General features: G+C 58.9%; 28 protein-coding genes, 1 tRNA gene and 2 pseudogenes. 19 read left to right on the forward strand and 12 right to left on the reverse strand.

Translation table 11 applies throughout. From position 1 onward, the window contains the following. Positions 1 to 29: 29 nt before the first annotated feature. The 3 genes from HU759_RS08400 (at position 30) to HU759_RS08410 (ending at position 3,267) form a co-directional block, all read left to right on the forward strand. Positions 30 to 617 (forward strand): RseA family anti-sigma factor, encoded by a 588-nt coding sequence (locus HU759_RS08400; RefSeq protein ID WP_034096393.1) that lies wholly within the window; start codon positions 30 to 32, stop codon positions 615 to 617. A 16-nt stretch (positions 618 to 633) separates the two neighbouring features. Next, the gene (locus HU759_RS08405) at positions 634 to 1,593 is read left to right on the forward strand and encodes a MucB/RseB C-terminal domain-containing protein (protein WP_170040572.1); all 960 of its coding nucleotides are present in this window, start codon (positions 634 to 636) and stop codon (positions 1,591 to 1,593) included. 234 nt (positions 1,594 to 1,827) lie between these two features. Then, the gene (locus HU759_RS08410) at positions 1,828 to 3,267 is read left to right on the forward strand and encodes a DegQ family serine endoprotease (protein WP_017137331.1); all 1,440 of its coding nucleotides are present in this window, start codon (positions 1,828 to 1,830) and stop codon (positions 3,265 to 3,267) included. Between the two features lie 67 nt (positions 3,268 to 3,334). Here the strand turns inward: HU759_RS08410 and HU759_RS08415 are convergent, their stop codons facing one another. Further along, positions 3,335 to 4,768 carry a M48 family metalloprotease gene (locus HU759_RS08415; protein WP_017137332.1) on the reverse strand — a complete coding sequence of 478 codons (1,434 nt, stop codon included), beginning with the start codon at positions 4,766 to 4,768 and terminating at the stop codon, positions 3,335 to 3,337. Positions 4,769 to 4,863: 95 nt separating this feature from the next. Between HU759_RS08415 and HU759_RS08420 the strand changes: the two genes are divergently transcribed. Beyond that, on the forward strand, positions 4,864 to 5,103 hold the full coding sequence (locus HU759_RS08420) for a sulfurtransferase TusA family protein (RefSeq protein WP_017137333.1): 240 nt from the start codon (positions 4,864 to 4,866) through the stop codon (positions 5,101 to 5,103). A gap of 31 nt (positions 5,104 to 5,134) precedes the next feature. Beyond that, positions 5,135 to 6,205, forward strand: a complete 1,071-nt coding sequence (locus tag HU759_RS08425) for an AI-2E family transporter (RefSeq protein WP_017137334.1) — start codon at positions 5,135 to 5,137, stop codon at positions 6,203 to 6,205. A 129-nt stretch (positions 6,206 to 6,334) separates the two neighbouring features. On the opposite strand, the gene HU759_RS08430 is transcribed toward HU759_RS08425, so the two are convergent. Both HU759_RS08430 and HU759_RS08435 read right to left on the reverse strand, forming a co-directional pair. Then, complete coding sequence (locus HU759_RS08430) at positions 6,335 to 6,808, reverse strand: peroxiredoxin (RefSeq protein ID WP_017137335.1); 474 nt, start codon at positions 6,806 to 6,808, stop codon at positions 6,335 to 6,337. A gap of 10 nt (positions 6,809 to 6,818) precedes the next feature. Further along, a complete protein-coding gene (locus HU759_RS08435; RefSeq protein ID WP_017137336.1) occupies positions 6,819 to 7,379 on the reverse strand; it encodes a glycine cleavage system protein R in 561 nt (186 codons plus the stop codon). A gap of 273 nt (positions 7,380 to 7,652) precedes the next feature. On the opposite strand from HU759_RS08435, the gene dapA reads away from it, so the two are divergent. The 7 genes and pseudogenes from dapA to HU759_RS08470 all read left to right on the forward strand — a co-directional run bounded on the left by dapA (position 7,653) and on the right by HU759_RS08470 (position 12,294). Beyond that, a complete protein-coding gene (dapA, locus tag HU759_RS08440; RefSeq protein WP_017137337.1) occupies positions 7,653 to 8,531 on the forward strand; it encodes a 4-hydroxy-tetrahydrodipicolinate synthase in 879 nt (292 codons plus the stop codon). A gap of 17 nt (positions 8,532 to 8,548) precedes the next feature. Next, positions 8,549 to 9,664 (forward strand): outer membrane protein assembly factor BamC, encoded by a 1,116-nt coding sequence (gene bamC, locus HU759_RS08445; protein WP_017137338.1) that lies wholly within the window; start codon positions 8,549 to 8,551, stop codon positions 9,662 to 9,664. Between the two features lie 4 nt (positions 9,665 to 9,668). After that, complete coding sequence (locus HU759_RS08450) at positions 9,669 to 10,427, forward strand: MBL fold metallo-hydrolase (RefSeq protein ID WP_170040571.1); 759 nt, start codon at positions 9,669 to 9,671, stop codon at positions 10,425 to 10,427. Between the two features lie 27 nt (positions 10,428 to 10,454). Next, a complete protein-coding gene (gene purC, locus HU759_RS08455; protein ID WP_017137340.1) occupies positions 10,455 to 11,168 on the forward strand; it encodes a phosphoribosylaminoimidazolesuccinocarboxamide synthase in 714 nt (237 codons plus the stop codon). Between the two features lie 83 nt (positions 11,169 to 11,251). Next, positions 11,252 to 11,341: transfer RNA gene (locus HU759_RS08460), tRNA-Ser, on the forward strand. Between the two features lie 119 nt (positions 11,342 to 11,460). Beyond that, complete coding sequence (locus HU759_RS08465; protein ID WP_017137341.1) at positions 11,461 to 11,856, forward strand: nucleotidyltransferase domain-containing protein; 396 nt, start codon at positions 11,461 to 11,463, stop codon at positions 11,854 to 11,856. Continuing rightward, positions 11,846 to 12,294 (forward strand): annotated as a pseudogene (locus tag HU759_RS08470) (DUF86 domain-containing protein). The gene HU759_RS08465 and the pseudogene HU759_RS08470 overlap by 11 nt, the downstream one beginning before the upstream one ends. Positions 12,295 to 12,363: 69 nt before the next feature. Here the strand turns inward: HU759_RS08470 and HU759_RS08475 are convergent. From HU759_RS08475 to HU759_RS08490, 4 genes are all read right to left on the reverse strand, one after another. Further along, a complete protein-coding gene (locus HU759_RS08475; RefSeq protein WP_170040570.1) occupies positions 12,364 to 12,651 on the reverse strand; it encodes a type II toxin-antitoxin system RelE/ParE family toxin in 288 nt (95 codons plus the stop codon). Beyond that, a complete protein-coding gene (locus HU759_RS08480) occupies positions 12,641 to 12,880 on the reverse strand; it encodes a type II toxin-antitoxin system RelB/DinJ family antitoxin (protein ID WP_026013721.1) in 240 nt (79 codons plus the stop codon). The genes HU759_RS08475 and HU759_RS08480 overlap by 11 nt, the downstream gene beginning before the upstream one ends. 425 nt (positions 12,881 to 13,305) lie before the next feature. Then, positions 13,306 to 14,532, reverse strand: coding sequence for an MFS transporter (locus HU759_RS08485; protein ID WP_170040569.1), 1,227 nt, complete (start codon positions 14,530 to 14,532; stop codon positions 13,306 to 13,308). A 394-nt stretch (positions 14,533 to 14,926) separates the two neighbouring features. Then, entirely contained in the window at positions 14,927 to 15,799 is an 873-nt protein-coding gene (locus tag HU759_RS08490; RefSeq protein ID WP_186617475.1) for a DUF6216 family protein, read from the reverse strand. A gap of 275 nt (positions 15,800 to 16,074) precedes the next feature. Between HU759_RS08490 and HU759_RS08495 the strand changes: the two genes are divergently transcribed. The 6 genes and pseudogenes from HU759_RS08495 to HU759_RS30005 form a co-directional block, all read left to right on the forward strand. Then, on the forward strand, positions 16,075 to 16,329 hold the full coding sequence (locus HU759_RS08495; RefSeq protein WP_017137348.1) for a hypothetical protein: 255 nt from the start codon (positions 16,075 to 16,077) through the stop codon (positions 16,327 to 16,329). 143 nt (positions 16,330 to 16,472) lie between these two features. Continuing rightward, the gene (locus tag HU759_RS08500; protein ID WP_138451163.1) at positions 16,473 to 17,024 is read left to right on the forward strand and encodes a cytochrome b; all 552 of its coding nucleotides are present in this window, start codon (positions 16,473 to 16,475) and stop codon (positions 17,022 to 17,024) included. 40 nt (positions 17,025 to 17,064) lie between these two features. Further along, positions 17,065 to 17,616 (forward strand): tetratricopeptide repeat protein, encoded by a 552-nt coding sequence (locus HU759_RS08505; protein ID WP_186617477.1) that lies wholly within the window; start codon positions 17,065 to 17,067, stop codon positions 17,614 to 17,616. 60 nt (positions 17,617 to 17,676) lie between these two features. Then, positions 17,677 to 18,174: an RNA polymerase sigma factor gene (locus HU759_RS08510; RefSeq protein WP_099548645.1), complete on the forward strand. Its 498-nt coding sequence runs from the start codon at positions 17,677 to 17,679 to the stop codon at positions 18,172 to 18,174. Further along, entirely contained in the window at positions 18,171 to 18,938 is a 768-nt protein-coding gene (locus HU759_RS08515; RefSeq protein WP_017137352.1) for a transcriptional regulator, read from the forward strand. Before HU759_RS08510 ends, HU759_RS08515 begins: the two co-directional genes overlap by 4 nt. A 20-nt stretch (positions 18,939 to 18,958) precedes the next feature. After that, positions 18,959 to 19,194, forward strand: a pseudogene (locus tag HU759_RS30005) (histone deacetylase family protein); the annotation flags it as partial. Between the two features lie 90 nt (positions 19,195 to 19,284). On the opposite strand, the gene HU759_RS08525 reads toward HU759_RS30005, so the two are convergent. Genes HU759_RS08525 through HU759_RS08535 form a run of 3 tightly spaced genes read right to left on the reverse strand, consistent with a single transcriptional unit; the run spans position 19,285 to position 20,806 of the window. Beyond that, a complete protein-coding gene (locus HU759_RS08525; RefSeq protein ID WP_186617479.1) occupies positions 19,285 to 20,163 on the reverse strand; it encodes a hypothetical protein in 879 nt (292 codons plus the stop codon). Between the two features lie 50 nt (positions 20,164 to 20,213). Beyond that, the gene (locus HU759_RS08530) at positions 20,214 to 20,528 is read right to left on the reverse strand and encodes a type II toxin-antitoxin system RelE/ParE family toxin (protein WP_017137355.1); all 315 of its coding nucleotides are present in this window, start codon (positions 20,526 to 20,528) and stop codon (positions 20,214 to 20,216) included. Then, complete coding sequence (locus tag HU759_RS08535) at positions 20,525 to 20,806, reverse strand: type II toxin-antitoxin system ParD family antitoxin (protein WP_026013723.1); 282 nt, start codon at positions 20,804 to 20,806, stop codon at positions 20,525 to 20,527. The genes HU759_RS08530 and HU759_RS08535 overlap by 4 nt, the downstream gene beginning before the upstream one ends. Positions 20,807 to 21,150: 344 nt before the next feature. On the opposite strand from HU759_RS08535, the gene HU759_RS08540 reads away from it, so the two are divergent. Then, positions 21,151 to 22,053 (forward strand): LysR family transcriptional regulator, encoded by a 903-nt coding sequence (locus tag HU759_RS08540; protein WP_017137357.1) that lies wholly within the window; start codon positions 21,151 to 21,153, stop codon positions 22,051 to 22,053. On the opposite strand, the gene HU759_RS08545 is transcribed toward HU759_RS08540, so the two are convergent. Beyond that, positions 22,045 to 22,803 (reverse strand): substrate-binding domain-containing protein, encoded by a 759-nt coding sequence (locus HU759_RS08545; RefSeq protein WP_186617480.1) that lies wholly within the window; start codon positions 22,801 to 22,803, stop codon positions 22,045 to 22,047. The genes HU759_RS08540 and HU759_RS08545 overlap by 9 nt on opposite strands. Next, positions 22,803 to 24,107, reverse strand: a complete 1,305-nt coding sequence (locus tag HU759_RS08550; protein ID WP_138453932.1) for an MFS transporter — start codon at positions 24,105 to 24,107, stop codon at positions 22,803 to 22,805. The genes HU759_RS08545 and HU759_RS08550 overlap by 1 nt, the downstream gene beginning before the upstream one ends. Between the last annotated feature and the right edge of the window lie 168 nt (positions 24,108 to 24,275).

Consider the following 24,275-nt stretch of genomic DNA (forward strand, 5'->3'; position numbering starts at 1 on the left):
CAGCGGCGACAGCCAAGAGAGGAACCGCCATGAGTCGTGATGCCCTGCAGGAATCGCTGTCCGCAGTGATGGATAACGAAGCGGATGAACTGGAACTTCGTCGAGTGCTCAACGCATTTGATGATGCCGAAACCCGTGATACCTGGTCTCGTTACCAAGTCGCTCGGGCGGTGATGCACAAGGATCTTTTAATCCCTCGTCTGGATATTGCTGCGGCCGTTTCTGCCGCGTTGGCCGATGAAGCCGTTCCGGCAAAAGCTGCTCGTGGTCCATGGCGTAGCCTGGGTCGCCTGGCAGTAGCTGCCTCGGTGACTGTTGCCGTGTTGGCCGGTGTTCGCCTGTACAACCAGGACGAAATTGCCGGTGCCGAACTGGCCCAGCAGACTCAGCAACCGGTCATGGCCGGTCCGCAAGTCAAAGGCCCAGCGGTACTGGCCGGCTACAAGGAAAGCTCTGATGCCACCGGCCCTATGGCCAACGGCGTACTTCAAGGGCAATCCGGCTGGCAGGACCAGCGTCTTCCAGGCTACCTGCGCCAACACGCACAGGAATCGGCCTTGAAAGGCACTGAAAGCGCTCTGCCATACGCTCGTGCAGCCAGCCTGGAAAACCGCTAAACCGCTAAGGGGCCCTATGCGCGCCATACCGCTCCTTACGCTTTTGCTCAGTGGTTGTTTTGCACTATCCGCCCATGCCGACGAAGCCCAAGACTGGCTGACTCGACTTGGGCGTGCAGAACAGCAGCAAAGCTTTGCAGGTACGTTCGTCTACGAGCGTAACGGCAGTTTCTCTACCCATGACATCTGGCATCGCGTCCAAGACGGTCACGTCCGCGAGCGGCTGTTGCAACTCGACGGCTCTGCCCAGGAACTGGTGCGCGTAGATGGACGCACGCAGTGTGTCAGTGGCACCTTGGTTGCCGGCCTTGGCAACTCGCCTGATGCGCCCTCGCGCGCTCTGGATCCGCAAAAACTAACTCAATTCTACGAACTGGCCGTCATTGGCAAATCTCGCGTGGCCGGTCGGAATGCGGTGATTGTGTCGATTACTCCCCGTGATCAATACCGATATGGCTTTGAGTTGCACCTGGATCGTGAAACCGCGCTGCCGCTAAAGTCCCTGTTACTCAATGAGCAGGGTCAGTTGTTGGAGCGCTTCCAGTTCACTCGACTGAACACTTCGGCTGCGCCATCAGATCGTGACTTACTGCCCAGCAGCGAATGCTCACCTGTGGCTGTTTCCAGCACCAAAGCACTCGAGGTGCCCGCCACTCACGCATGGCATCTGGACTGGTTGCCTCCAGGTTTTCAGCTCACCAACAGCGTCTCGCGAAAAGATACTCAGACCCACGCCACTGTCGACAGTCTGATGTACGACGACGGGCTTGCACGTTTCTCAGTGTTTCTTGAGTCCACCGACGGTGCGAGTGTGAGCGAAACACGCACGCAGCTTGGCCCAACTGTGGCCGTGTCGCGCCGTCTGAACACGGTCGATGGCGAAGTCATGGTGACGGTTGTAGGCGAAATCCCCATCGGCACCGCCGAACGCATCGCGCTGTCGGTGCGCGGCGAAAAGACCGCCGCCAAGCCATGAGTCGTTAATCCTATGTTCATCCTGACCTTTCAATGTGAGCCTTTGCGCGGTTGGGGGCTGAGAGCATGAAATTTCTGGATCAGTATTTTCACTTGCAAAACATCCCCATGTTTTTTATAGGTCAGAGCTTGTCGGCTCTGACCTTATTTTGTTCGCGGAACAAAAATGCCGGTCGAAGTTTTCGGCGTTTCTTGAACCCTGTCGCTCAACCCTGCTCGTCGTAACGGGAGCTGTATGTCGATACCACGTTTGAAGTCTTACTTAACCATAGTCGCCACGGTATTGGTGCTGGGTCAGGCAGTGTCCGCGCAAGCGGCCGAGCTGCCTGACTTCACCCAATTGGTGGAGCAGGCTTCGCCTGCCGTGGTGAATATCAGTACCACGCAGAAGCTGCCGGATCGCAAAGTCTCGAACCAGCAGATGCCTGACCTGGAAGGCTTGCCGCCCATGCTGCGCGAGTTCTTTGAGCGCGGTATGCCGCAACAACGCTCCCCGCGTGGCGGCGGTGGCGGGCAGCGTGAGGCGCAGTCCCTGGGCTCGGGCTTCATTATTTCGCCAGACGGCTACATCCTCACCAATAACCATGTGATTGCCGACGCTGACGAAATTCTCGTGCGCCTGGCCGACCGCAGTGAGTTGAAAGCCAAGCTGGTGGGCACCGATCCGCGTTCCGACGTGGCTTTGCTGAAAATCGAAGGTAAAGACCTGCCCGTACTGAAACTGGGTAAATCCCAGGACCTTAAAGCCGGGCAATGGGTGGTTGCGATCGGTTCACCGTTTGGCTTCGACCATACCGTGACCCAGGGTATCGTCAGCGCCATCGGTCGCAGCCTGCCAAATGAAAACTACGTACCGTTCATCCAGACCGACGTGCCGATCAACCCGGGTAACTCCGGTGGTCCGCTGTTCAACCTGGCGGGCGAAGTGGTGGGGATCAACTCGCAGATCTACACCCGTTCCGGTGGTTTCATGGGCGTGTCCTTCGCCATCCCGATCGACGTGGCCATGGACGTTTCCAACCAGCTCAAAAGCGGCGGCAAAGTCAGCCGTGGCTGGTTGGGTGTGGTGATCCAGGAAGTGAACAAAGACCTGGCTGAATCGTTCGGCCTCGACAAGCCGGCCGGTGCCTTGGTCGCGCAGATTCAGGACGACGGCCCGGCTGCCAAGGGCGGCCTGCAAGTGGGCGACGTGATCCTGAGCATGAATGGCCAGCCGATCGTCATGTCCGCCGACCTGCCGCATCTGGTAGGCGCTCTGAAAGCCGGCAGCAAAGCTAAGCTGGAAGTGATTCGTGATGGCAAGCGCCAGACCGTTGAGCTGACCGTCGGCGCGATCCCGGAAGAGGGTGCAACCCTGGACGCACTGGGCAACGCCAAGCCAGGCGTTGAGCGCAGCAGCAATCGCTTGGGCATTGCCGTGGTTGAGTTGACCGACGAGCAGAAGAAGAGCTTCGACCTCAAGAGCGGTGTTGTGATTAAAGAAGTCCAGGACGGCCCAGCCGCCTTGATCGGCCTGCAGCCGGGCGACGTGATCACCCACCTGAACAACCAGGCGATCAACTCCACCAAGGAATTCACCGACATCGCCAAAGCGTTGCCGAAGAATCGCTCGGTGTCGATGCGCGTGCTGCGTCAGGGCCGTGCAAGCTTCATCACCTTCAAGCTGGCCGAGTAATCCGCTAGCTCAATAAAAAGCCCCGCTTTCGGTTACCGAAAGCGGGGCTTTTTTGTGGGCGATGGTTTTAGCTCATCATCCCTTTCACCAAGCGTTCCTGTTCGATCAGCTCACGCTGGCGCGCGTCGATACGCGAGGACAGTGGGAAGTTGTTGCCGGCCCGGCGTTTGGCAAAGTCCAATTGCTGAATGGCCTGCTTGAAGTCACCCACCAAAGCAAAGTACTCGGCGCGTGCCTGATGCAGACCAATGATATTGCCGGACAGGCCGCGAGTCTCTGCCACCTGGTACCACACATCCGGATCATCGGGGCGCGACTTGAGCAGCCCGTCCAATGCCTTTTCAGCATCGGCCGTACGGTTCTGCTTGAGCAGCACATCTATGCGAATCTGATTAAGCGGATAGCTGCCGGGGTACTGGGCCAGCATCCGGTCAGTACGTTGCTGGGCATCCGGCAGACGGTTGCTGTCGATATCCAACTCGATCTGCGCCAGGTTATAGGTAATGTCGTTGGGCGCCTTGGCCAGCAGCGGCTGCAAGCTTTCCCGTGCCTCTTTGAACTGGGTACCCTTGATCTGCGCGATGGCCAGGCCATAACGCGCTATATCGTTTTTCGGGTTCTCGTCCAATTGCGCCTGGAAGCGCTTGGCGGCCAGCCCCGGCGTGTCTTCGTATTGCAACTGCACCCGTGCGCGAATCAGTTGGTAGCGCAAGCTGTCTTCCTTGCCGCCCTGCTTGGCTTGTTCGGCACGGTTGCGGGTGTCGGCGATCCGCGACTCGGTCACCGGGTGAGTCAGCAAAAACTCCGGTGGCTTGGCATCGAAACGGTATTGGCGCATCAGGCGTTCGAACATCGTCGGCATGGAGCGTGGGTCGTAACCGGCTTTTTCCAGGTTGAGGATGCCGATACGGTCAGCCTCTTGTTCGTTCTGGCGCGAAAACCTGCGCTGTTCCTGGATAGCTGCCGCCTGGCTGCCCGCAATCGCGGCAATGCCAGCATCACCTGCACCCGCTGCCGCCGCGATAATGCCGCCGAGCAGGGCGGCCATCATCGGAATCTGCATGCGCGACTGCGCTTCCACACCTCGCGCGAAGTGACGTTGGGACAGGTGAGCCAATTCGTGAGCGAGTACCGAGGCATATTCGCCTTCAGTCTGAGCATTCAGGAACAAGCCGCCGTTAACCCCTACAATCCCGCCGGGTGCGGCAAAGGCGTTGAGTTGCGGGCTGTCGATGAGGATGAACTCCAGGCGTCGGTCATTCACCTGGCTGGTCTCCACCAGCTTGTACACGCTGGTTTCGACGTAATCCTTGAGCTGCGGGTCATTGAGTTGCGAGACCTGGCCTCGCAGGTAGGCCAGCCATGCGCGGCCCAGTTGGAATTCCTGTTGCGGCGAGACAATGGCAGAACTGGCGTCGCCGAGTGACGGCAGGTCGTCAGCGAAGGCCGGAGAGGCCAGCAGGCAAGCCAGCGTCAGCAGGGTAGGGCGCAAAAAAGTCATGCACAAAGCCTTTCGACAAAGAGCTTACTGTAGCCGGACACTGAGCTTCGGACCAGATATTCTAAGCACTCCAAACGCATGCCCGGAGCAAACCGATGACCAACGCTGTAGCCTTTGACGCCGAACTCGATGCCAGTGGCCTCAATTGCCCGCTGCCCCTGCTCAAGGCCAAGCTGGAACTCAACCGCTTGGCCAGCGGTGCCGTGCTCAAGGTGATCGCCACGGACGCAGGCTCCCAGCGCGATTTTCGCACCTTTGCCAAGCTGGCCGGGCACACCCTGCTGCACGAAGAAGATGCCGCCGGTGTGTACCGTTACTGGTTGCGCAAGGCCTGAACTGTTCGCCCCCACCGCCCGAGGTTGATTGATGTTCAAAGTGTTACGAGACTGGATTCAGCGCTATTTTTCCGATGAAGAAGCGGTGGTGCTGGCCGTCCTGCTATTCCTGGCTTTTACCGCCGTGCTCACCTTGGGCGGCATGCTGGCGCCAGTATTGGCGGGTATGGTGCTGGCCTACCTGATGCAAGGTTTGGTCACTACCCTGGAACGTCTGCGTTTGCCCGGCGGTGTGGCGGTAGGGCTGGTCTTTGCCCTGTTCATGGGGCTGTTGGTGGTGTTTATCGTCGTGGTGCTGCCATTGCTGTGGCATCAGTTGATCACCTTGTTCAACGAGTTGCCGGGCATGCTCGCCAAGTGGCAATCGCTGTTGCTGCTGTTGCCGGAGCGTTATCCACACCTGGTATCGGACGAGCAGGTGTTGCAGGCCATTGAAGTGGCGCGCGGCGAGATCGGAAAGTTCGGACAATGGGCGCTGACTTTTTCCCTGTCCAGCCTGCCGCTCCTGGTCAACATCATGATCTACCTGGTGCTGGTGCCGATCCTGGTGTTCTTCTTCCTCAAGGACCGCGCAATGATCGGCCGCTGGGTCAGCGGCTATCTGCCGCGTGAACGGGCGCTGATCACCCGAGTGGCCGAAGAAATGAACCGGCAGATTGCCAACTATATTCGCGGCAAGGTCATTGAGATTGTGATCTGTGGCGGCGTCACCTACATTGCGTTTGTCGCGCTCGGGCTGAACTACGCGGCGCTGCTCGCCTTGCTGGTGGGTGTATCGGTGGTAGTGCCGTATGTGGGCGCGGTGGTGGTGACCGTGCCGGTGATGTTGATCGCGTTGTTCCAGTGGGGCTGGAGCGACCAGTTCATCTACCTGATGGCGGTGTACGGGATTATCCAGACCCTGGATGGCAACGTGCTGGTGCCGCTGCTGTTCTCGGAGGCCGTCAACCTGCACCCGGTGGCGATCATCTGCGCGGTGCTGTTGTTTGGAGGGCTGTGGGGGTTTTGGGGCGTGTTCTTTGCAATCCCGCTGGCGACGCTGTTCAAGGCCGTACTGGATGCGTGGCCGCGGCAAGAGCCGGTGGTGGCGCCGCTTTTGTAACAGCAACCTTATTGTGGCGAGGGGGCTTGCTCGTGCTGGATCGCTTAGCGGCCTCTGAAAGCGGGAGCGCTTCGCACTCCAGCGCGAGCAAGCTCGCTCGCCACAACAAGCTCGCTCGCCACAGCAGGGTCAAGCTTTATTCAATGCCTGTGCCGCCGCCAACACCGCATCCACATGGCCCGGCACTTTCACACCACGCCATTCCTGACGCAGCACGCCATCCTTGTCGATCAGGAACGTGCTGCGGTCCACGCCCAGGTATTCCTTGCCATACAGCTTCTTCAGCTTGATCACATCAAACAGCTGGCAAACCGCTTCGTCCTTGTCGCTGATCAGCTCGAAGGGGAATTCCTGCTTGGCCTTGAAGTTCTCGTGGGACTTCACGCTGTCTCGCGACAAGCCAAACACTTCGGTATTGGCAGCCTTGAACGCGGCGTACTGGTCACGAAAACCCTGACCCTCGGTGGTACAACCCGGGGTGCTGTCCTTTGGGTAGAAGTAGATCACCACTTGCTTGCCCTTGAGGGCTGCAAGGCTGAACGTCTGGCCGCTGGTGGCCTGGGCTTCGAAATCGGCCACGGGTTTGTCGATGGCTACCGGCATAGGTACTTCCTTACATTGGGTTCTGTGGGCGCCATGGCTCGATCAGTGCGTCGAGGTTCAGGGCATCGGCGAAATCCAGGAACTGGTCACGCAGCCAACTGATCTGCACGCCGGCCGGCAAGGTCACGGTGAACGTGGCGTTGAGCATGGTGCCGCCGGTTTGCGGGGCCTGGTAGGTGTCGCAGGTCAGGTTTTCCAGCTCGACGTTGTGGTCGATGAAAAACTGGCACAGCTCATTGACGATGTCCGAGCGGTAGGCCGAGCTGACATACGCTACATAAGGCAGGGCCTGCGGGCGGTTTTCCAGGGCGGCGCTGCGCACGACGTTGACGGTGAAGTTGTGCTTCTTGGCCAGGCCCGGCAGGCCGGTTTCGAGGCGCGCCAGGGCGTCCCAGCTGCCGGAGATCTGCAGCACCAACGCGCTGCACTCGCCGTGGCGGGTGAGGCGGGAGGTCACGACGGCGCAGCGGTTCTCATGGCTGGCGCGGCACAGGACGTTGGTCAGCTCCATGGGGTTGGCGCCGAGGGCACTGATAACAAGGAATTGTTCGCGAACTGTGGGGGTGGACATGCAGCCTTCCTAAAGCGATGAGCGGTCGATACCGTGTGGGCCGTATCGATCAAAGGATGAAGGGTAGCGAAAACCATCGCCAAGGGCTAGGAGGTGGCGTTTTCATTACGCGATCGGTCTGATTTCAGCGTGCTTCAAGCCGCGCTTTGGCCCAATGATGGCATTGCCCGTCGTTTAGTTGCCCCAGAACGCATCCTCAGGCGGTACTTCGCTTGTACAAGCATCTTGGCGCCAGTACCATTACGGCTCTCTTTTTCCGGCAGGAGCGGTTGCATGATTGCGGGCAGTATGGTGGCACTGGTCACACCCATGGATGCACAAGGTCATCTCGACTGGGACAGCCTTGGCAAACTGGTGGACTTCCACCTGCAAGAAGGCACCAACGCCATCGTGGCGGTCGGCACCACAGGTGAATCGGCCACCCTTGATGTGGAAGAACACATCCAGGTCATCGAGTTCGTGGTCAAGCGCGTGGCGGGCCGCATTGCCGTAATCGCCGGCACAGGCGCCAACTCGACGCGTGAAGCGATCGAGCTGACCAAGAACGCCAAGAAAGCCGGCGCCGATGCCTGCCTGCTGGTAACCCCGTACTACAACAAGCCGACCCAGGAAGGCTTGTACCAGCACTTCAAGGCCATCGCCGAAGCCGTCGACATCCCGCAGATCCTCTACAACGTTCCTGGCCGCACGGCCTGTGACATGAAGGCCGAGACCGTGATCCGCCTGTCCACCGTGCCGAACATTATCGGCATCAAGGAAGCTACCGGCGACCTGCAGCGCGCCAAGGACATCCTGGCCGGCGTGAGCAGCGACTTCCTGGTGTATTCCGGTGACGACGCCACGGCGGTCGAGCTGATCCTGCTGGGCGGCAAAGGCAACATCTCGGTGACCGCCAACGTCGCGCCACGCGCCATGAGCGACATGTGCGCCGCCGCCATCGCCGGTGATGCCGTAAAAGCCCGTGCGATCCACGAGCAACTGATGCCGCTCAACAAGACACTGTTTATTGAATCCAACCCTATTCCCGTGAAATGGGCACTGTTTGAGATGGGCTTGATGCCGGACGGTATCCGTCTGCCGCTCACCCGGCTCAGCGAAGCCTGTCACGAACCGCTGCGACAGGCCCTGCGCCAGTCCGGCGTCCTGGTTTAATTGAGGAAGCACTACGCATGAAGCGATTGGCCGGACTTTCCGCACTTGCCTTGATTATCTCCAGCACCAGTGGCTGCGGTTGGGTATGGGGCCCGGAAGGCTACTTCCGTGACCGCGGCAGCGATTACCTGGAAGCCCAAGCAACCAAACCGATGCAACTGCCGCCGGACGTCAACGTCGCCAAGCGCCTTGACCCGTTGTTGCCGATTCCGCGCAACGTCGCCGATGACACCACCAAGGGCGAGTACGTAGTGCCACGCCCGCAGCCGATCTCGGCCGTGGCGGACACCAGCGACTACAGCCTGCAAAAGAGCGGCGACAACCGCTGGATCATGGCCCAACGCCCACCGGCTGAAGTCTGGCCAGTGGCGGTGCAGTTCTTCCAGGACAACGGTTTCAGCATTGATCAACAACGCCCGCAAACCGGTGAGTTCACCACGGCATGGCAGCATGGCAGCGAACTGTCCGCCAGCATGGCCAAGCGTCTGCAGGCGAGCGGTGTAGCGCCCGACAGCGAAGCCCGTGTGCGTGTGCGCATCGAGCCAGGCGTGCAGCGCAATACCAGTGAAGTCTACGTGGTGAGCGCCGAGCGTCCTGCCGGCAGCACTGCCAACGTCGATTTCACCCCGCGTTCGGTCAACATGGGCGTAGACGCCGCGTTGGTCGACGAGATGCTGGCCAGCATGAGCCGTATCTCCGAGAAGGGCGGTTCGGTTTCCCTGCTCGCCGCCGGTAACTTCGACACGCCTAACCGCGTCAGCCTCACCGAAGACGGCAGCGGCAACGTGGTGCTCACCCTGGGTGAAGACCTCGACCGTGCCTGGGCCAGTGTTGGCCGTGCGTTGGAGCAAGGTCCATGGCGCGTTGAAGACATCAACCGCAGCCTGGGCCTGTACTACATCAACGTAGCGGAAAAGGCCGAGAAGAAAGACGACGAGCCAGGTTTCTTCGGCAAGTTGTTCGGCAGCAAGCCGACCAAGGAAGAGATCGAAACCCGTGCCGAGCGTTATCAGGTTCGTTTGAGCAAGGTGGGCGAGAGCGTACAAGTGACCGTCGAGAAGAACATCAACACCGTTGCGCCGGCTGAAACAGCCCGCAAAGTGTTGGGCGTGATTCAGGACAACCTGGGCTGACCCGATGCGTTTTGCCGTTCTCGGCAGCGGTAGCCAAGGGAACGGCACGCTGGTCGCACATGACGACACGTATGTGCTGGTGGATTGTGGTTTCTCGTTAAAAGAAACCGAGCGGCGCCTGCTGCGCCTGGGGGTTCACCCCTCGCAGCTGAGCGCAATTGTGGTGACCCACGAACATGCCGACCACGTGCATGGCGTGGGTTTGCTGTCTCGGCGCTACAATCTTCCGGTGTACCTGAGTCGCGGCACCTTGCGCGGGATGCGCAAACCCATAGAACCCGCAGGCTTCCTGGCCGGTGGCGAGACGCTGCAGATCGGTGCGTTGAGCATTGACGTAGTTGCCGTAGCGCACGACGCCCAGGAACCGACGCAGTATGTATTCAGTGGCGGTCAGCGGCGTTTCGGCGTGCTCACCGACCTGGGGTCCTACTGCTCCAGGGTGCTGGACGGTTACCGTGACCTCGATGCCTTGATGATCGAGTCCAACCACTGCCGCGACCTGCTGGCACGTGGTCATTACCCCTACTTTCTCAAGCAGCGGGTAGGCGGCGAACTGGGACATTTGAACAACCACCAGGCGGCGTACCTGGTGTATGAGTTGGGCTGGCAAGACTTGCAACACCTGGTCCTGGCCCACCTGAGCAGCAAGAACAACCTGCCTGCGCTTGCGCGGCAATGTTTTGTCGACACCCTTGGGTGCGACCCGGACTGGCTGCAACTGGCCGATCAAGATTCAGGGCTCGACTGGCGACACATCGCCTAGCCCACCATTTAGCAAGCGGAGCCCATCATGGAAAAACGTGAAGAACTCTACCGCGGCAAAGCCAAGTCGGTATACAAGACCGACGACGCCAACCGCCTGATCCTGCTGTTTCGCAACGACACCTCGGCGTTCGACGGCAAGCGCATCGAACAGCTTGATCGCAAAGGCATGGTGAACAACAAGTTCAACGCCTTCATCATGCAAAAACTCGAAGCGGCCGGCATTCCGACCCAATTCGACAAACTGCTGGGCGATAACGAGTGCCTGGTCAAGAAGCTCGACATGATCCCGGTCGAATGCGTCGTGCGTAACTACGCCGCCGGCAGCCTGGTCAAGCGCCTGGGCGTGGAAGAGGGCCTCAAGCTCAACCCTTACACGTTCGAGCTGTTCCTGAAGGACGACGCCAAGGGCGACCCGTTCATCAACGAATCCCACGTGGTGGCATTCGGCTGGGGCACCGCTGAGCAACTGGTACGCATGAAGGAGTTGTCCCTCAAGGTCAACGACGTGCTGAGCAAGCTGTTCGACGACGCAGGCCTGCTGCTGGTCGACTTCAAACTCGAATTCGGCGTGTTCCACGACGGCACCATCGTCCTGGGCGACGAATTCAGCCCGGACGGCTGCCGCCTGTGGGACAAAGCCACCAAGAAAAAGATGGACAAAGACCGCTTCCGCCAAGGCCTCGGTGACGTCATCGAAGCCTACGAAGAAGTCGCCAACCGTCTCGGCGTACCGCTGTAACCGACGCAAGCATCTGATAGCACGGAAAAAAATCGCTTTTTTGGTTTGCTTTCGCGAAACACACTGTTATGATGCGCGCCGTTGGAGAGATGCCAGAGTGGCCGAATGGGACGGATTCGAAATCCGTTGTACCTTCACCGGTACCTAGGGTTCGAATCCCTATCTCTCCGCCATTATTGAATAACGAAAAACCCCCGATAACTTAATTGTTGTTGGGGGTTTTTTGTTTGGGGCAGAAATGTCGAGGCGATTTCTGCTACGGTCATTCATCAGATGACACGTGGAGCGCAACATGAACGTTGAGCAAGTGTTGGCTCACTTATTGGCCGGTATTCCTGATCTGATCGCGGTTTATGTCTTTGGCAGTCAGGCGACAGGCGAGGCACATGCTGACAGCGATCTGGACTTGGCAGTGCTTGTTGCGGGCTCTGTGGATCCGCTGCTGTTGTGGCGGTTAGCTGGAGAGCTTGCTGACATTGTGGCGGTGCCCGTTGATTTACTCGACCTGCGGGCGGCGTCCACCGTCATGCAATATCAAGTCATAACAACAGGGCGCAGGCTCTGGAACAAGGACAGCCAAGCAGGTATTTTCGAGAGTTACATCCTCAGCGAAAAAACCGAGCTGGACACTGCAAGGGCAGGGTTGCTGGCCGATATCCAGAAGGAAGGGAAAGTGCATGGTCGATGATGTGCTCATCAACAAAGCGTCGAGCATTGAGCGTTGTGTCGCTCGCGCTCGCGAGGAATACGACAAGAACCCCACCAGTTTCGCTACTGATTTCACCCGTCAGGATGCGGCGATTCTTAATATTCAGCGTGCGTGTGAGGCCGCTCTGGATATGGGGCAGCATCTAATCGACGTGAACGACTGGGTGTTCCTCAGGGTGCTCGAGACGTGTTTGAGTTGCTGTCACGAGGCGGTTGGGTCCAATCGTCTCTGCTGACCAACCTGAAAAACATGGTCGGTTTCCGCAATATCGCAGTGCATGAGTATCAAACGCTTCAGTTGCCGATCACTGTTGCAATCATCACTCAGCATTTAGGTGATTTTCTGGCATTTAGCGCATTTATCCTGACTAAGGATGCAGGGCAGTCAGCGGTTGTCGCAGATACTGGGTTCATTTGAACGAGCTTGACTTGGTCCCCTTGGGCTTTCTGTCCAAGCGCAATATTGCGAAGGATGTCAGATCTACTGCTAGCTCAAACGCTCGCCCGCTTTACGATAAGCCTGTTCACGCTCCCGTTTATCAATGGCCACCACCACCACTGTGATTTCCTGATCGATCACCTGATAAACCAGCCTGTAACCGCTGCTGCGTAGCTTGATTTTGTAGCAGTCGGGCAGGTCATGCAGGCGATTGGCTTCAATACGTGGGTTGTTCAGGATGGCCGCCAGCTTCTTTTTGAGCTGCTGACGAATGGTGTCGCCGAGCTTTTGCCACTCCTTCAATGCACGCGCATCGAAATCAAGGCTATAGGTCATCTATAGAAACCTTTACCCGTTGAGGCGATGCTAATCGCTCCCGGACGGTGGCCATCAACGCTTCATCTTCCTCAGTCATCAGAACGGGCTTGAAAGGTAGCTGGCCGCGATCCGCCACGTATTGCAGGGCCTGGCGCATCAGTTCGGAAGGCGTAACGCCGAGCTTTTCCAGTTCGAGATAGGCGCGCGCTTTCAGGTCGTCATCGATACGGATGCTTATAGTCGCCATGGGAAAGATCCTCGTGTAATGACGTTGGTCATTACATTGGATCAAGAGGGGCTTATTGGCAAGCCTGTCGGGATGTATGGCGTTCGCATACTCCCTTGTTAGCGCATCACAATGTCCATGTGTCATAGAGGCTCCTCAGCACACCAGCGATCTTTTTTAGGCTAGCCCAGGGGCTTGGGTACACAAGCTTCATTTTGGGAACACTCATTACTGGGCGTTTCCAAATGCGTGATTACCGGTGGCATTGGCTCTGCAGCTATCATGGGCCTCGCGCAATTGATCGAGAATGCTCAGGCATTGGTCGACGCTGCACTTGAGCGTCATGCCCCAACGGATAAACCAGGCAACTAACCCTCTACCCCTGAAACAAAAAAAGCCTGCCGAGCTTAATGTTCAGCAGGCTTTTTAGTGGTTAACGAGTCGTATCAGCCAGGCTGCGCCGCCAAGCTATTACTCACATTACGCCCCAACACCAGCACGGTCACAAATCCAAGCCCCACCAGCGCCGTGGCCAGGCTCAAGAGCATTGCGCTGCCCATCTGGTCCACGATCCGGCCGCCAAAGAATGAACCCAGGGCGATGATCACTTGGAACAGAGCAACGAACAGCGGCATGCCGCGTTCGACGTCTTTAGGTGCGACCACAAACATCCAGATACTCGCGCAGGCCGGGAAGGCGCCGAAGGCGAAGCCCCAGAGTGCGATCAGCATCGCGGCGCCGGTCATGCCGGTGGCGAAGTGAGGGAACAGCGCGGTGCTGGTGCCGATCATCAGCGCGACCAGCAGCAGGGTGTGACGCACGCTGCGGTTGGCGGCGAAACCGGCAAAGACGTTGCCCATCACGCCGGCCACGCCATACAGCAGCAACAGTGAGCCGATGGTCGGGCCGTCGAAGCCGGAACTGTTTTTGAAGAACGGCGCGACATAGGTGTAGGCAGCAAAGTGCGCCAGGCCGATCAGCAGCACGGCGATCAAGCCGACCCGCGCTTGTGGGTTGATAAACAAGGCCGGCAGGTCACGGATCTGGATAGCCTTTTCCGGGGTGAGTCGCGGCAGCAGGAACACCTGCGCCAGCAGCACCGGCACGCCGACAATCGCGGTCACCAGGAAGGTCATGCGCCAGCCCATCAGGCCACTGAGCCAGGTGCCGACGGGTACGCCCAGCACGGTGGCCAGGGTCACGCCCATCATGATGATCGAGGTAGCCTTCGCTACGCCTACGCCCTTGGGCGCCAAGCGGCCGCTGAGGGCAATGGCCGTGGCCCAGAAGCCGCCGATGCTGATGCCGAGCAGGACACGGCCGAACAGCAGCAGGCTGAAGTCGCTGGCGTAGGCCACTACCGTGTTGGCGATGATCATGATCAGCGTCAGGCCGATCAGCAGGTAACGACGGTCCATGCCGCCAATGATCACCGACAGCAACGGCGCGGCGAGGGCGGCCATGATGCCGGGCAGCGTGACCATCAGGCCAGCGTGACCGGCACTGATGCCCAGGTCGCTGGCGACGTCATTGAGCACGCCCACCGGCAGAAACTCACTGGTTACCAGGGCGAAAGCGCCTACGGCGACCGAGAGAATCGCCAGCCACTGCTGTTTGACACTTTGTTGATTATTTTCGGGACGGCCGCTGTGGGCCTGGCTGGGGCTTGGCATAGTGTCGGTTCCAGAAGGAATGTCGCCTGAAGCCAGGCGAAGGGGAGGGAAAGTGGAGGCGATTATAGGAACCGGTGCTGGCAATCACACAGGCGCTCGTTTCGATAATAACCATCAGTGCAATCGATTCGACGCTCTGGGACGGCCTTGATGGTCGGTGAGCCAGCCTGCTATGGCAAGTAGCCTTGTGGCGAGCAGGCTTTTTGTGGCGAGCAGGCTTGCCCTGCGTTGGGCTGCGTAGCGGCCCTAAAACCTGCCACCGCGATCCTCCCCCCTGACACTCGGCGCGTGGGATGGGGCGGCTTCGCCGCCCAACGCAGGGCAAGCCTGCTCGCCACAACAAGCCAGCTTGCTACATCAAGGACAACAGACCTGCTTGCCACAGTGACAGTGTTTACGGTTGAGCGGCGGTCTCTGCGGTCGTATTTGTACTCTGCGCGGTCATCTGGTCATGGAGTTTGCGGGCAACGCCCAAACGCGAGAGCTTGGTCAAAATACAGAAGACCGCACATATCGACAGGCAGGCGATGAACAGCAAAAAGCCTTTTTGCTCTTTCAACCCGGTTTTTACATTTTCACCATAAGTGGGCGAAAGAAATAGCGTGCAAATGGTATTGATGGTGCGTTCCGAGAAGTCCTCGTTATAGAACTTTTCCAGTGCCGTTGGTGATTTGCACTCGTCCACAGACAGCGTTTCGCTGGGCCAGAAATGGAATTTGGCGTTGTTTTCCGACAGATAGAAAGACGGCACGTCCGCGGCTTTTTTCAACGACACCATCAGGTAGCTGGAGTCAGCCAATGGCGGCGTGATGCTGATAATCGCCAGGAAGAAGATGCCCAACCCCAAATACAAATTACGTTTAAAGGGTGTGATCATTGCCTCTTTAAGCGATAACTGAGTGAAGTCTTTCCAGTCAATGTACTTTCTGATTCTGGCCACATCGTTGTAACTGAAGTGGTTATCAGTGATCCATTTATCCGCCTGCCGCGCGTGTTCCAGGTTTTGTGCGGGGATATTGAATTCGAACCGATAGTATTCAACTTCGCGCAGGTCTTTGCGGGTGGCTTCATATTTTGGGTTTTCAAACGTGGTCGAGCCACCGAAAAACCGCCACATCAAATCACGCAGAAAAATCAGCGAGCCTGAGCGCGAGTAGATATATAAAACCAGCGCACATATTGCCAGGCCACTGAGCAACCCGACGATGGCGGCGTAGTTTTGGAATGTCCAGGTGACGATATTGTCGTTGAGTGCAGGTTGGGACATGCAGGGTCATCCTTGAAGGGTTATTAGAGCGGCCTGCTGGCGAAGTTGCCGTGACTGGCCGGGCGGAAATCTAATAAAAACAAGGCGACTTTTCAAACATTATCATTGTGTGAACATCGAACTGGGCGGGTACTACATAGCGCTGGAATCTTTCTTACGTGTTTTAAAAACAAAGGCTACAGCCAGTTCGTTGCGAACGGATATTTAACTCACTATCTTCTGACTACGAGACGTTCACTCGTAGGCTTTCCCCTCAAACGCAAAGGAAATGCACCATGAGCAAAAACACCAAAAAGACCTCCAGCACCCTGGCGACGTTGGCCGCCGAAACCTTGAATAATCCAAACGCCTCGGCCATAGCCAAGAGCCTGGCTGCGTCGGCGCTGTCCCAGACCGGTACTGATAAGCAGACGAGTGCACACATGGAGGAAAAGGCCGGCAAAGCCCTTCAAAGCGATAAATACAGTGAGGAGACCAAATCCCTGGCTGCATCGGTCCTCTCTCAAGCTAACAAAGAGCGGGGAAACTGAGTCATAAAAACCGCATAAAAACGCCCCGTCGTTGAATCAGCGACGGGGCTTCTTGGTTTCCCGATCAGCAAAAATTATTCGCCCCCCACCGAATAACTTTCGCCACTGCGGTGTTCACTTCACAGACCACCCAGGAAACGCCCATGAACACAGCATCCGACCGCTACGACCGCCTGACCCGCAGCTTCCACTGGCTGACCGCCGCCGTGGTGATCTTCATGTTTGCCAGTGCGCATATCTGGGAAGTCCTGGAGAAGGGCACACCGCTGCGCAAGGGCCTGCAAGCGCTGCATATCTCTTTAGGTATCGTCATGGCGCTGTTGATTGCCGCGCGGATTGTGTGGCGTATGTTCGGCGGCAATCGGCCCAAGGCCGACAGTCACCCGGCGCTTAACCTGCTGGCGAAATTGGCGCATGGTTGCCTGTACCTGTTGCTGGTGTCGCAGATTGTGTTGGGCTTCCTGTTTCGCTGGGCTCAAGGTGAACCCTTCAATTTTTTCGGACTGTTTGCCGTGCCCGCGCCTTTTGTGATCGATCATGCCTGGCGGGGCACCTTGGGCGGCCTGCATAACAATGTGGCCTGGGCGATCATCCTGCTGGCGGGCGTGCATGCCATAGCTGCGCTCTGGCATCACTACGTGCTGGGCGACAGCACCTTGCGCCGGATGTTGCCGGGCGCACGCAATGCGCTTTAACAGTGATGTTTCCTCCCTATCATTACGGAGTAAGACAACCATGAAGGCTCGCCACGAACACCCTGTCACCTACCGCACCGCGCTGGTCTTCGGCGCTTGCCTGGCCGCCGCTTTGCTCGCAGGCCAGGCCTACGCCTCCGGCGATGAGTCGGCCCCGCCCAAGCCCAACTGCCCCAAGGGCCAGGTCTGGGACACCAAGACCGGCAAGTGCGTGCTGCAAACCAGCAAGGCCACCTCCGACGCCGACCGCACCGATTACGCCTACTGCCTGGCCAAGGACGGGCGCTTTGATGAGGCGCTGGCCTTGCTCGACACTCTGCAAAATCCCAACACCGCCAAGGCCCTCAACTATCGCGGCTACGCCACGCGCAAGCTGGGGCGCACCGATGAGGGCATCGGTTATTACCTCAAGTCGGTTGCACTCGACCCCAACTACGCACAGGTTCGCGAGTACCTGGGCGAGGCCTATGTGATCAAGGGCCGGGTCGACCTGGCGCAAGAGCAACTGGTGAAAATCAAAGCCTTGTGCAGTACCACCTGCGAAGAATACGAAGACCTGGCCGCAGCCATCGCCGCAGCGCCACAGGCTTGAACGCCGTGAACCTGTCCGCAGGAGGCAGCCATCGTTCGGGACGCTGAGTTTCGCCGCGAGTTGGGCCAATTGTTGCCACGCTTGTGGCGATACGGTTGGGTGTTGTCGCGGCAAAAGCACCTGGCCGAAGATCTGGTGCAAGCCACCTGCGTAAGGGCCTTGGAGCGTGCCGGGCAATTCGTGGCCGGCACGCGCCTGGATCGCTGGTTGCTGGCGATCATGCACTCGATCTGGCTCAACGAACTGCGCTCGCAACGGGTGCGCCAAGGGCAGGGGTTTGTTGATGCCGAGCAGGTGCTGTCGTTTGATGGCGAGCGCCAGGCGCAGGAACAGATACTGGCCGCACAAGTGATCAAGCGCGTTAACGGTTTGCCCGAAGCGCAGCGCGAAACCGTGTTTCTGGCGTATGTCGAAGGGCTTTCATACAAGGAAATTGCCGAAATCCTGCAGATACCTATGGGCACGGTGATGAGTCGGTTGGCGGCCGCCCGCATTAAGCTGGCCGAAGCCGCCTCCCCAACAGCCCGGCAGGATAAAGCCAACGGAGAACGGCGATGAGCCACACTGACACACCGTCCGATGAGCAGTTATCGGCTTATCTGGATGGCGAACTGAGCGCAGACCAACATCAACGGATCGCCGACCAGGCCAGCGCTGACCCGGCGCTTGCCGCACGCCTGGACGCATTGCGCTGCGCTGACTTGCCGTTCAAGGCCGCCTTCGACACGGTGCTGGAACACGCCCCGACTGAACGCCTGCACGCAATGCTCAACGCCTTGCCACCGGCGCCGCCCCAAGCCTGGAGCCGGCGGCGTTTTCTTGCCGTGGCTGCGAGTTTCGCAGTAGCTGGCGTGGCGGCCGATCGCCTGTTCTTGGGGTGGCAACGTACTGAACCCGGCCAAGGCTGGCGGGCCTCGGTGGCCGAATACATGGCCTTGTATACGCCCCAGACCCTGGAAAACCTCAGCCTCGACCCGGCCTCCCACACGGCCCAGTTGACCGCCGTGGGCGCACTACTGGGCGTGTCGTTATCGCCTGAGTCCGTGAGCCTGCCTGGCGCCGAATTCCGACGGGCGCAGATCCTCGACTATGACGGCGTGTTGATCGGTCAACTCACCTACCTCGACCCACGCCACGGGCCTTTGGCACTGTGCATCACCGCCAGTAAAAAGGGCATGCAGCCGTTGGCCAGCGAACAGCGCCGAGGCCTGAACGTGGTGTATTGGGCCAACCCTGCGCATGCTTTTATGCTGATTGGGAAAAACCCGGTTGAGGATTTGCAGCACATGGCCAGTGGCGTCGAGCGGCGTTTGCCGGCCTGACCTCAGTGAGTCGTCGTCCGCAGCGCGTCGCCGTGCTCGACACCGACCTGCACCACGGTCAAGGTTTCCAGGAGATTTTCTACGAGCGGGACGACGTGCTGTATGTGTCCATCCACGGCGCCCGTGAAGCCGTGTTCTTCGACAAGCTCGAACTGGCCCAGCGGCGCTGAAGAACTTTTCGGCGGATGCGCTGGTGTTGTCCCTGGGCTTTGAAATTTGCGAGCTGGACCCGCAAAGCAAAGTCGCGGTGACGCGCGTCTGGCGAGAGGTGGTGTCGCGATAGAAGATGTCCTGTTGATTTTATGACAGGTTCGCGAGCATTCAAATTGGCCCGTATTGCAAAATTTTAAGGCGACAGCGTGCGAGTCTCAGGCGTCAACTCCAACACCCGATTCCTCCCGCCTTCCGCCAGCAGATAAGTGCCTCGATTCGTCGGCACAATTGACTGTGGCGCCTTCAGGAACGACAAAATCGTCTGTTGCCGCCCCTGTTTATCAATGAGCAGCAATCTTGCTCGGTGCGTCGAATCTTCATTCACCCACAGCCCGCGCTCATCGCACATCAAGAACGTGGGTTTGTTCAAGCCTGCCAGCACCACCGGATCGCTGCCGTCGTCGGTCAGTTCGCGCACCGCGCCTTTTTTCTTTTCGGTGTAGAGCATTCGGCCGTCGGTGCAACGGGTGATGGACTCGCCTTCGTGCAGCTTGTCGCGTATGACAGTCAGCGATTGGTCACTCCAGCGGTAACGCAAAAGTCGCCCGTTGTCTTTGCGGTCTTCGATGGCGTAGAGGTCGTCGCCCTCAACCCACAGGCCTTGCACGTTTTCGCCGCGAAACAGCTCGGTCACCACGCCGTCCTTGAGAAAGCTGACCGGAGCGTCGCCGGTTTCCTGGCTGAACACCCAGCCGCCATGGGTGGCGAACATGCCATCGGGCTTGGACAGGCTGCCCACCACCACGTCACGTCGCCCGTCGGGATGGATACGCACGATGCTGCCTTTGGCGTCATTGAGTTCCTGGCTGATCATCAGCGAGCCATCCGGCATGGGCATCAATGACGCGGCTTTGGGCACGTCACTGTGCACGGTTTGCACGCTCCAGCCGGTCGCCGCGCTGACGGGGTAGAAGCTTTGCCAGGCGAAAAAGCCCAGGGTCGCAACAGCCAGCAAGCCGGTCAGGCTTACCACCCAGCGCAAAGGTCGACGCGGGTTTGGGGTGTCAGTCATTTTTTCTTCCTTGTTTTTGGGCGCGCCGTCGTTGGGCGTGATGCTTGCTCTCACCCATGATTCTGAAATTGGGCGGCGTAATCCTGGCCGCCGTAAAACACGCCCAGGATCGACACGGCTTCAGTCTCGGCGGCCACGCTGAATGCGATGGCGGTGGTGTGCCGGTAATGGGTGATGCGCAAGGCAGGCAGCAGGTCGTTACGGCATTTACCGCGCAATGGAAACACACTGAGGCTGTCGCAGTAGCTGATGATGTTGTCGATAAAACGTGCTGCAGCATCGGGGGCTTCGGTTTTGCTGATGTAGTCTTCAAGGGCGTCCAGTTGGGCTAACGCCTCAGGCGCAAAGGCTACCGTATAGCTCACGGTTTTTCTGTACCGGTTCGCTGGCGTTTGGCTGCCATGTGTTCGCGAACCTGCTCGGTGGAGAGCGCTCGGCCAGGGGCTGCCTCGAGAGCGGCGGCGGCGGGGATCACCTGGTCGCGCAACCAGTCTTCCATGGCGCGATCACGGGCCATCAGCGCCCTGAGGCCGTCGCGTATCACTTCACTTTCGCTCGCATATTCACCGGAGGTGACCTTGGCTTTGACCAGGGCGGCCATCTCGAGTGGCAAGGTAATGCTCATTTGCTGGGTTGAGCGCATGTCGAAGCCTGCGGACAGTGGGTAGGATTCAATCCTACTCGACCATTGGCGTGTTGCAAGGAGCAACTGACCGATGTCGGTATCCGGCGTCTCATCGTCGATCCAAAATAGGTAGGGGTTCTGGCAGGTTTCCATGAGCGTTTCTCTCTCCTGTTGAGTAACTCAGGCTGCAAGTATTGACGCTTTTCAGCGACTGCGTGGCGCCACTCAGCCAATAACGCACTGATATGTATGACTTCATATTTGTAGCAGGGTTATTAACGCCAACCGTCCCTGCACGCATGGCGCCTTACCACCGGCCATACGATAATGCCCCCCAAATCGACCACACTGGCCCATCCCCCGTGATCATCAACTTCGACCTCAACGACCTCCAAGCCTTCCGCGCCGTGGTAGACAAGGGCAGTTTTCGCGGCGCCGCCGAGGCCATCCGCATCTCACAGCCAGCCCTGAGCCGGCGTATCGAAAAGCTCGAGTCCGCCCTTGACGTAAAGCTGTTCGAACGCACCACGCGCCGGGTCAGCCTGACCATGGTCGGGCGCGCGTTTCTGCCTCAGGTGGAGCGCATTCTCGACGACCTCGACATCGCCTTGATGGGTATCAGTAACGTCGCCTCCACGCGCATGGGCAACGTGACCATCGCCTGCGTGCCGTCCACCGCGTATTACTTCATGCCCCACGTGATCTCCGAATTTCACAAGCTATACCCGAAGATTCGCCTGCGTGTGCTGGATGCCAGCGCCGGTGAGGTGTGCAATGCGGTGGAAAGCGGTGAGGCGGATTTCGGCGTTAGTTTCAGCGGCAGCCTGGCCGATGAAGTGGAGTTCGAGTTGCTGTTCCAGGAGCGCTATGTGCTGGCCTGCCGCCGTGACCATGAGTTGGCCGAACGCGACAGCGTAAGCTGGGCCGAAGCCTACGAGCACGACTACATCACCGTCGACAAAACGTCGGGCAACCGCTTCCTGCTGGACCAGGCTTTGCGCGGCGTGCGGGTGAAAAAGCCGAGTATCTGCGAGACCCACCACGTGACCACCATGATCGGGCTGGTGGAGGCGGGGCTGGGCGTGGCGATGGTACCGTCGATTGCGATGCCGGCGTGCGAACACCCGATTCTGGTGAGTGTGCCGCTGATCGAGCCGCAGGTGATGCGCCATGTGGGCTTGATAAAACGCCGCGGGCGGACATTGCCGCCAGCGGCGCTGGAGTTGGAGCGGTTGGTGCGCGAGATGCCGTTTCGGTCAGTGTGAAACCGAGTCCAGGCCGGTGGATTGCACCACCGGTTGCGCTTCGGGCGAGGCCAGGAACTGCAGCAACGCCTTGGCCTGGGCCGGGTGTTCGGCGTTGACCGGAATGCCTGCCGCAAAGCGCGTCACCGACTGCACGTTTTCCGGGATCTTGCCCACGTAGGTCACGCCCGGCACCGGCAACAATTCCGCCACTTGCTGCAGGCCCACCTCGTAATCACCCTTGGCGACCACTGAAGCCACCGGGATGCGTTCGATCATGCTGCCCTTGGCGGGCATGCCGAGCTTCTTGAACAGCTCCTTCTCGACATACACACCGCTGGCGCTGTCCGAATACGCCACGGACTTGGCCTGGCTCAGCACTGCCTTCAGCTCGGCATCGGTGCCGATCGCAGGTTTGGCTGCGCCGGCTTTGACCACCAGGCCGATGCGCGAATCCGCCAGTTCCACACGGGACGCCGGGTCGACCTTGCCTTGTTTGATCAAGTCATCCAGGGCATAGCCGACCATGATCACCACATCGGCGTGTTCGCCACGGGCCAGGCGGTTGGGGATCGCCTCCGGCGCCTTGCCCATCGACGGGCCGAGGATGGTGTCCAGGGTGTCGCCGCTGTGCTCGGCATATTGCGGGCCGAGCAGTTTATAGGCGGCGGTGAAACCGCCGGAGGTCATCACCTTGAGCTGTTCGGCCTGGGCCGTCAGCGCCAGGGCGCCGAGGGCCAGGGCCGTCAGGGTTTTCAATAGCGTCTTCATTACACCGCCCCCTGCATGACTTGGCCACGCGTGTTGGCACGTCGGTACAGCGCCAGGGTCGAGCACAGCGCGCACAACGCGGCAAACATCATCCAATAGGCCGGCGAGGCTTTGTCGCCAGTGATGTGAATGAACCACGTGGAGATCGCCGGCGTGAAGCCACCGAAGATCGCCGTTGCCAGGCTATAGGCCAGGGAGAAGCCCGCCACACGCACTTCCACCGGCATGATTTCGGTCAGCGCCGGGATCATCGCGCCGTTGTACATGCCGTACAGGAACGAGAACCACAGCAGGGTTTCGAGCATATGCGCAAAGCTTGGCGCATTGACCACGAACGACAGCGCCGGGTAGGCGGTGATCACGGTCAGGGCGGTCATTGCGACCAGCACCGGCTTACGGCCAAAACGGTCACTCAGGGTGCCGCCGATCGGCAGCCAGACAAAGTTCGACACGGCCACCAGCAAGGTCACCAGCAGGGCGTCGGAGGTGCTCAGTTGCAGCACGGTCTTGCCGAAGGTCGGCGCGTATACCGTGATCAAGTAGAACGCGGTGGTGGTCATGGCCACCATCAGCATGCCGCCGATCACCACACTCCAGTTTTTCACCAGGGTCGCCAGCACTTCGCGCATGGTCGGGCGATGCTTGCGGTTGGCGAACTCTTCGGTTTCCTGCAAGTTGCGACGCAGCACGAAGATGAACGGGATGATCACGCAGCCGAGGGCGAACGGAATGCGCCAGCCCCAATCGGCAACGACCGAGGGTTCCATCCACACATTCAGGCCGTAGCCCAGTGCGGCGGCCACTACGATGGAGATCTGTTGGCTGCCCGACTGCCAGCTGGTGTAGAAGCCTTTGCGGCCTGGCGTAGCCATTTCAGACAGGTAAACCGACACACCGCCCAGTTCTGCGCCAGCCGAGAAGCCTTGCAGCAGGCGGCCCAGCAGCACCAGCAACGGCGCCCACAGGCCAATGGTCTGGTACCCCGGCACGAGCACGATCAGCAACGTACCGCTGGCCATGATCGACAGGGTCACGATCAAGCCTTTGCGACGACCGACGTCATCGATATAGGCACCCAGGATAATCGCGCCCAGGGGCCGCATCAGGAAGCCTGCACCGAACACGGCGAAGGTCATCATTAATGACGCAAACTCATTAGCGGCGGGGAAGAACGCGGCAGCGATATAGGTGGCGTAGAAGCCGAACAGAAAGAAGTCGAACTGTTCGAGGAAGTTGCCCGAAGTAACGCGGAATACCGCACCAACTTTCGAGCGGGCAGAGTCGGGCCGGGAAGGGCTAGTCATGGTTTTGTGTCTCCAGCGTTCTTTTTAAAGTGCTTGTTTCGCTTAAGACCGCGGATAGTGGCTGACACATTTAGAAATGATAAGTGAGTAATTTGGATGCATTGATGCGTTTTAGCTATCAATCAGCAGGTCCGCCAAAATCTCACTGCTGTTCTATGCTTCAGAAGT

The organism is Pseudomonas sp. OE 28.3, from assembly GCF_014268205.2.
In the GTDB taxonomy this organism is placed as follows: Bacteria; Pseudomonadota; Gammaproteobacteria; order Pseudomonadales; family Pseudomonadaceae; genus Aquipseudomonas; species Aquipseudomonas edaphica.

Bases quoted from the DNA above. Each gene is read 5' to 3' on its own strand.
- HU759_RS08400 (WP_034096393.1), top strand. From the start codon at position 30: ATGAGTCGTGATGCCCTGCAGGAATCGCTGTCCGCAGTGATGGATAAC.
- HU759_RS08405 (WP_170040572.1), top strand. From the start codon at position 634: ATGCGCGCCATACCGCTCCTTACGCTTTTGCTCAGTGGTTGTTTTGCA.
- HU759_RS08410 (WP_017137331.1), top strand. From the start codon at position 1,828: ATGTCGATACCACGTTTGAAGTCTTACTTAACCATAGTCGCCACGGTA.
- HU759_RS08415 (WP_017137332.1), bottom strand. From the start codon at position 4,768: ATGACTTTTTTGCGCCCTACCCTGCTGACGCTGGCTTGCCTGCTGGCC.
- HU759_RS08420 (WP_017137333.1), top strand. From the start codon at position 4,864: ATGACCAACGCTGTAGCCTTTGACGCCGAACTCGATGCCAGTGGCCTC.
- HU759_RS08425 (WP_017137334.1), top strand. From the start codon at position 5,135: ATGTTCAAAGTGTTACGAGACTGGATTCAGCGCTATTTTTCCGATGAA.
- HU759_RS08430 (WP_017137335.1), bottom strand. From the start codon at position 6,808: ATGCCGGTAGCCATCGACAAACCCGTGGCCGATTTCGAAGCCCAGGCC.
- HU759_RS08435 (WP_017137336.1), bottom strand. From the start codon at position 7,379: ATGTCCACCCCCACAGTTCGCGAACAATTCCTTGTTATCAGTGCCCTC.
- dapA (WP_017137337.1), top strand. From the start codon at position 7,653: ATGATTGCGGGCAGTATGGTGGCACTGGTCACACCCATGGATGCACAA.
- bamC (WP_017137338.1), top strand. From the start codon at position 8,549: ATGAAGCGATTGGCCGGACTTTCCGCACTTGCCTTGATTATCTCCAGC.
- HU759_RS08450 (WP_170040571.1), top strand. From the start codon at position 9,669: ATGCGTTTTGCCGTTCTCGGCAGCGGTAGCCAAGGGAACGGCACGCTG.
- purC (WP_017137340.1), top strand. From the start codon at position 10,455: ATGGAAAAACGTGAAGAACTCTACCGCGGCAAAGCCAAGTCGGTATAC.
- HU759_RS08465 (WP_017137341.1), top strand. From the start codon at position 11,461: ATGAACGTTGAGCAAGTGTTGGCTCACTTATTGGCCGGTATTCCTGAT.
- HU759_RS08475 (WP_170040570.1), bottom strand. From the start codon at position 12,651: ATGACCTATAGCCTTGATTTCGATGCGCGTGCATTGAAGGAGTGGCAA.
- HU759_RS08480 (WP_026013721.1), bottom strand. From the start codon at position 12,880: ATGGCGACTATAAGCATCCGTATCGATGACGACCTGAAAGCGCGCGCC.
- HU759_RS08485 (WP_170040569.1), bottom strand. From the start codon at position 14,532: ATGCCAAGCCCCAGCCAGGCCCACAGCGGCCGTCCCGAAAATAATCAA.
- HU759_RS08490 (WP_186617475.1), bottom strand. From the start codon at position 15,799: ATGTCCCAACCTGCACTCAACGACAATATCGTCACCTGGACATTCCAA.
- HU759_RS08495 (WP_017137348.1), top strand. From the start codon at position 16,075: ATGAGCAAAAACACCAAAAAGACCTCCAGCACCCTGGCGACGTTGGCC.
- HU759_RS08500 (WP_138451163.1), top strand. From the start codon at position 16,473: ATGAACACAGCATCCGACCGCTACGACCGCCTGACCCGCAGCTTCCAC.
- HU759_RS08505 (WP_186617477.1), top strand. From the start codon at position 17,065: ATGAAGGCTCGCCACGAACACCCTGTCACCTACCGCACCGCGCTGGTC.
- HU759_RS08515 (WP_017137352.1), top strand. From the start codon at position 18,171: ATGAGCCACACTGACACACCGTCCGATGAGCAGTTATCGGCTTATCTG.
- HU759_RS08525 (WP_186617479.1), bottom strand. From the start codon at position 20,163: ATGACTGACACCCCAAACCCGCGTCGACCTTTGCGCTGGGTGGTAAGC.
- HU759_RS08535 (WP_026013723.1), bottom strand. From the start codon at position 20,806: ATGCGCTCAACCCAGCAAATGAGCATTACCTTGCCACTCGAGATGGCC.
- HU759_RS08545 (WP_186617480.1), bottom strand. From the start codon at position 22,803: ATGAAGACGCTATTGAAAACCCTGACGGCCCTGGCCCTCGGCGCCCTG.
- HU759_RS08550 (WP_138453932.1), bottom strand. From the start codon at position 24,107: ATGACTAGCCCTTCCCGGCCCGACTCTGCCCGCTCGAAAGTTGGTGCG.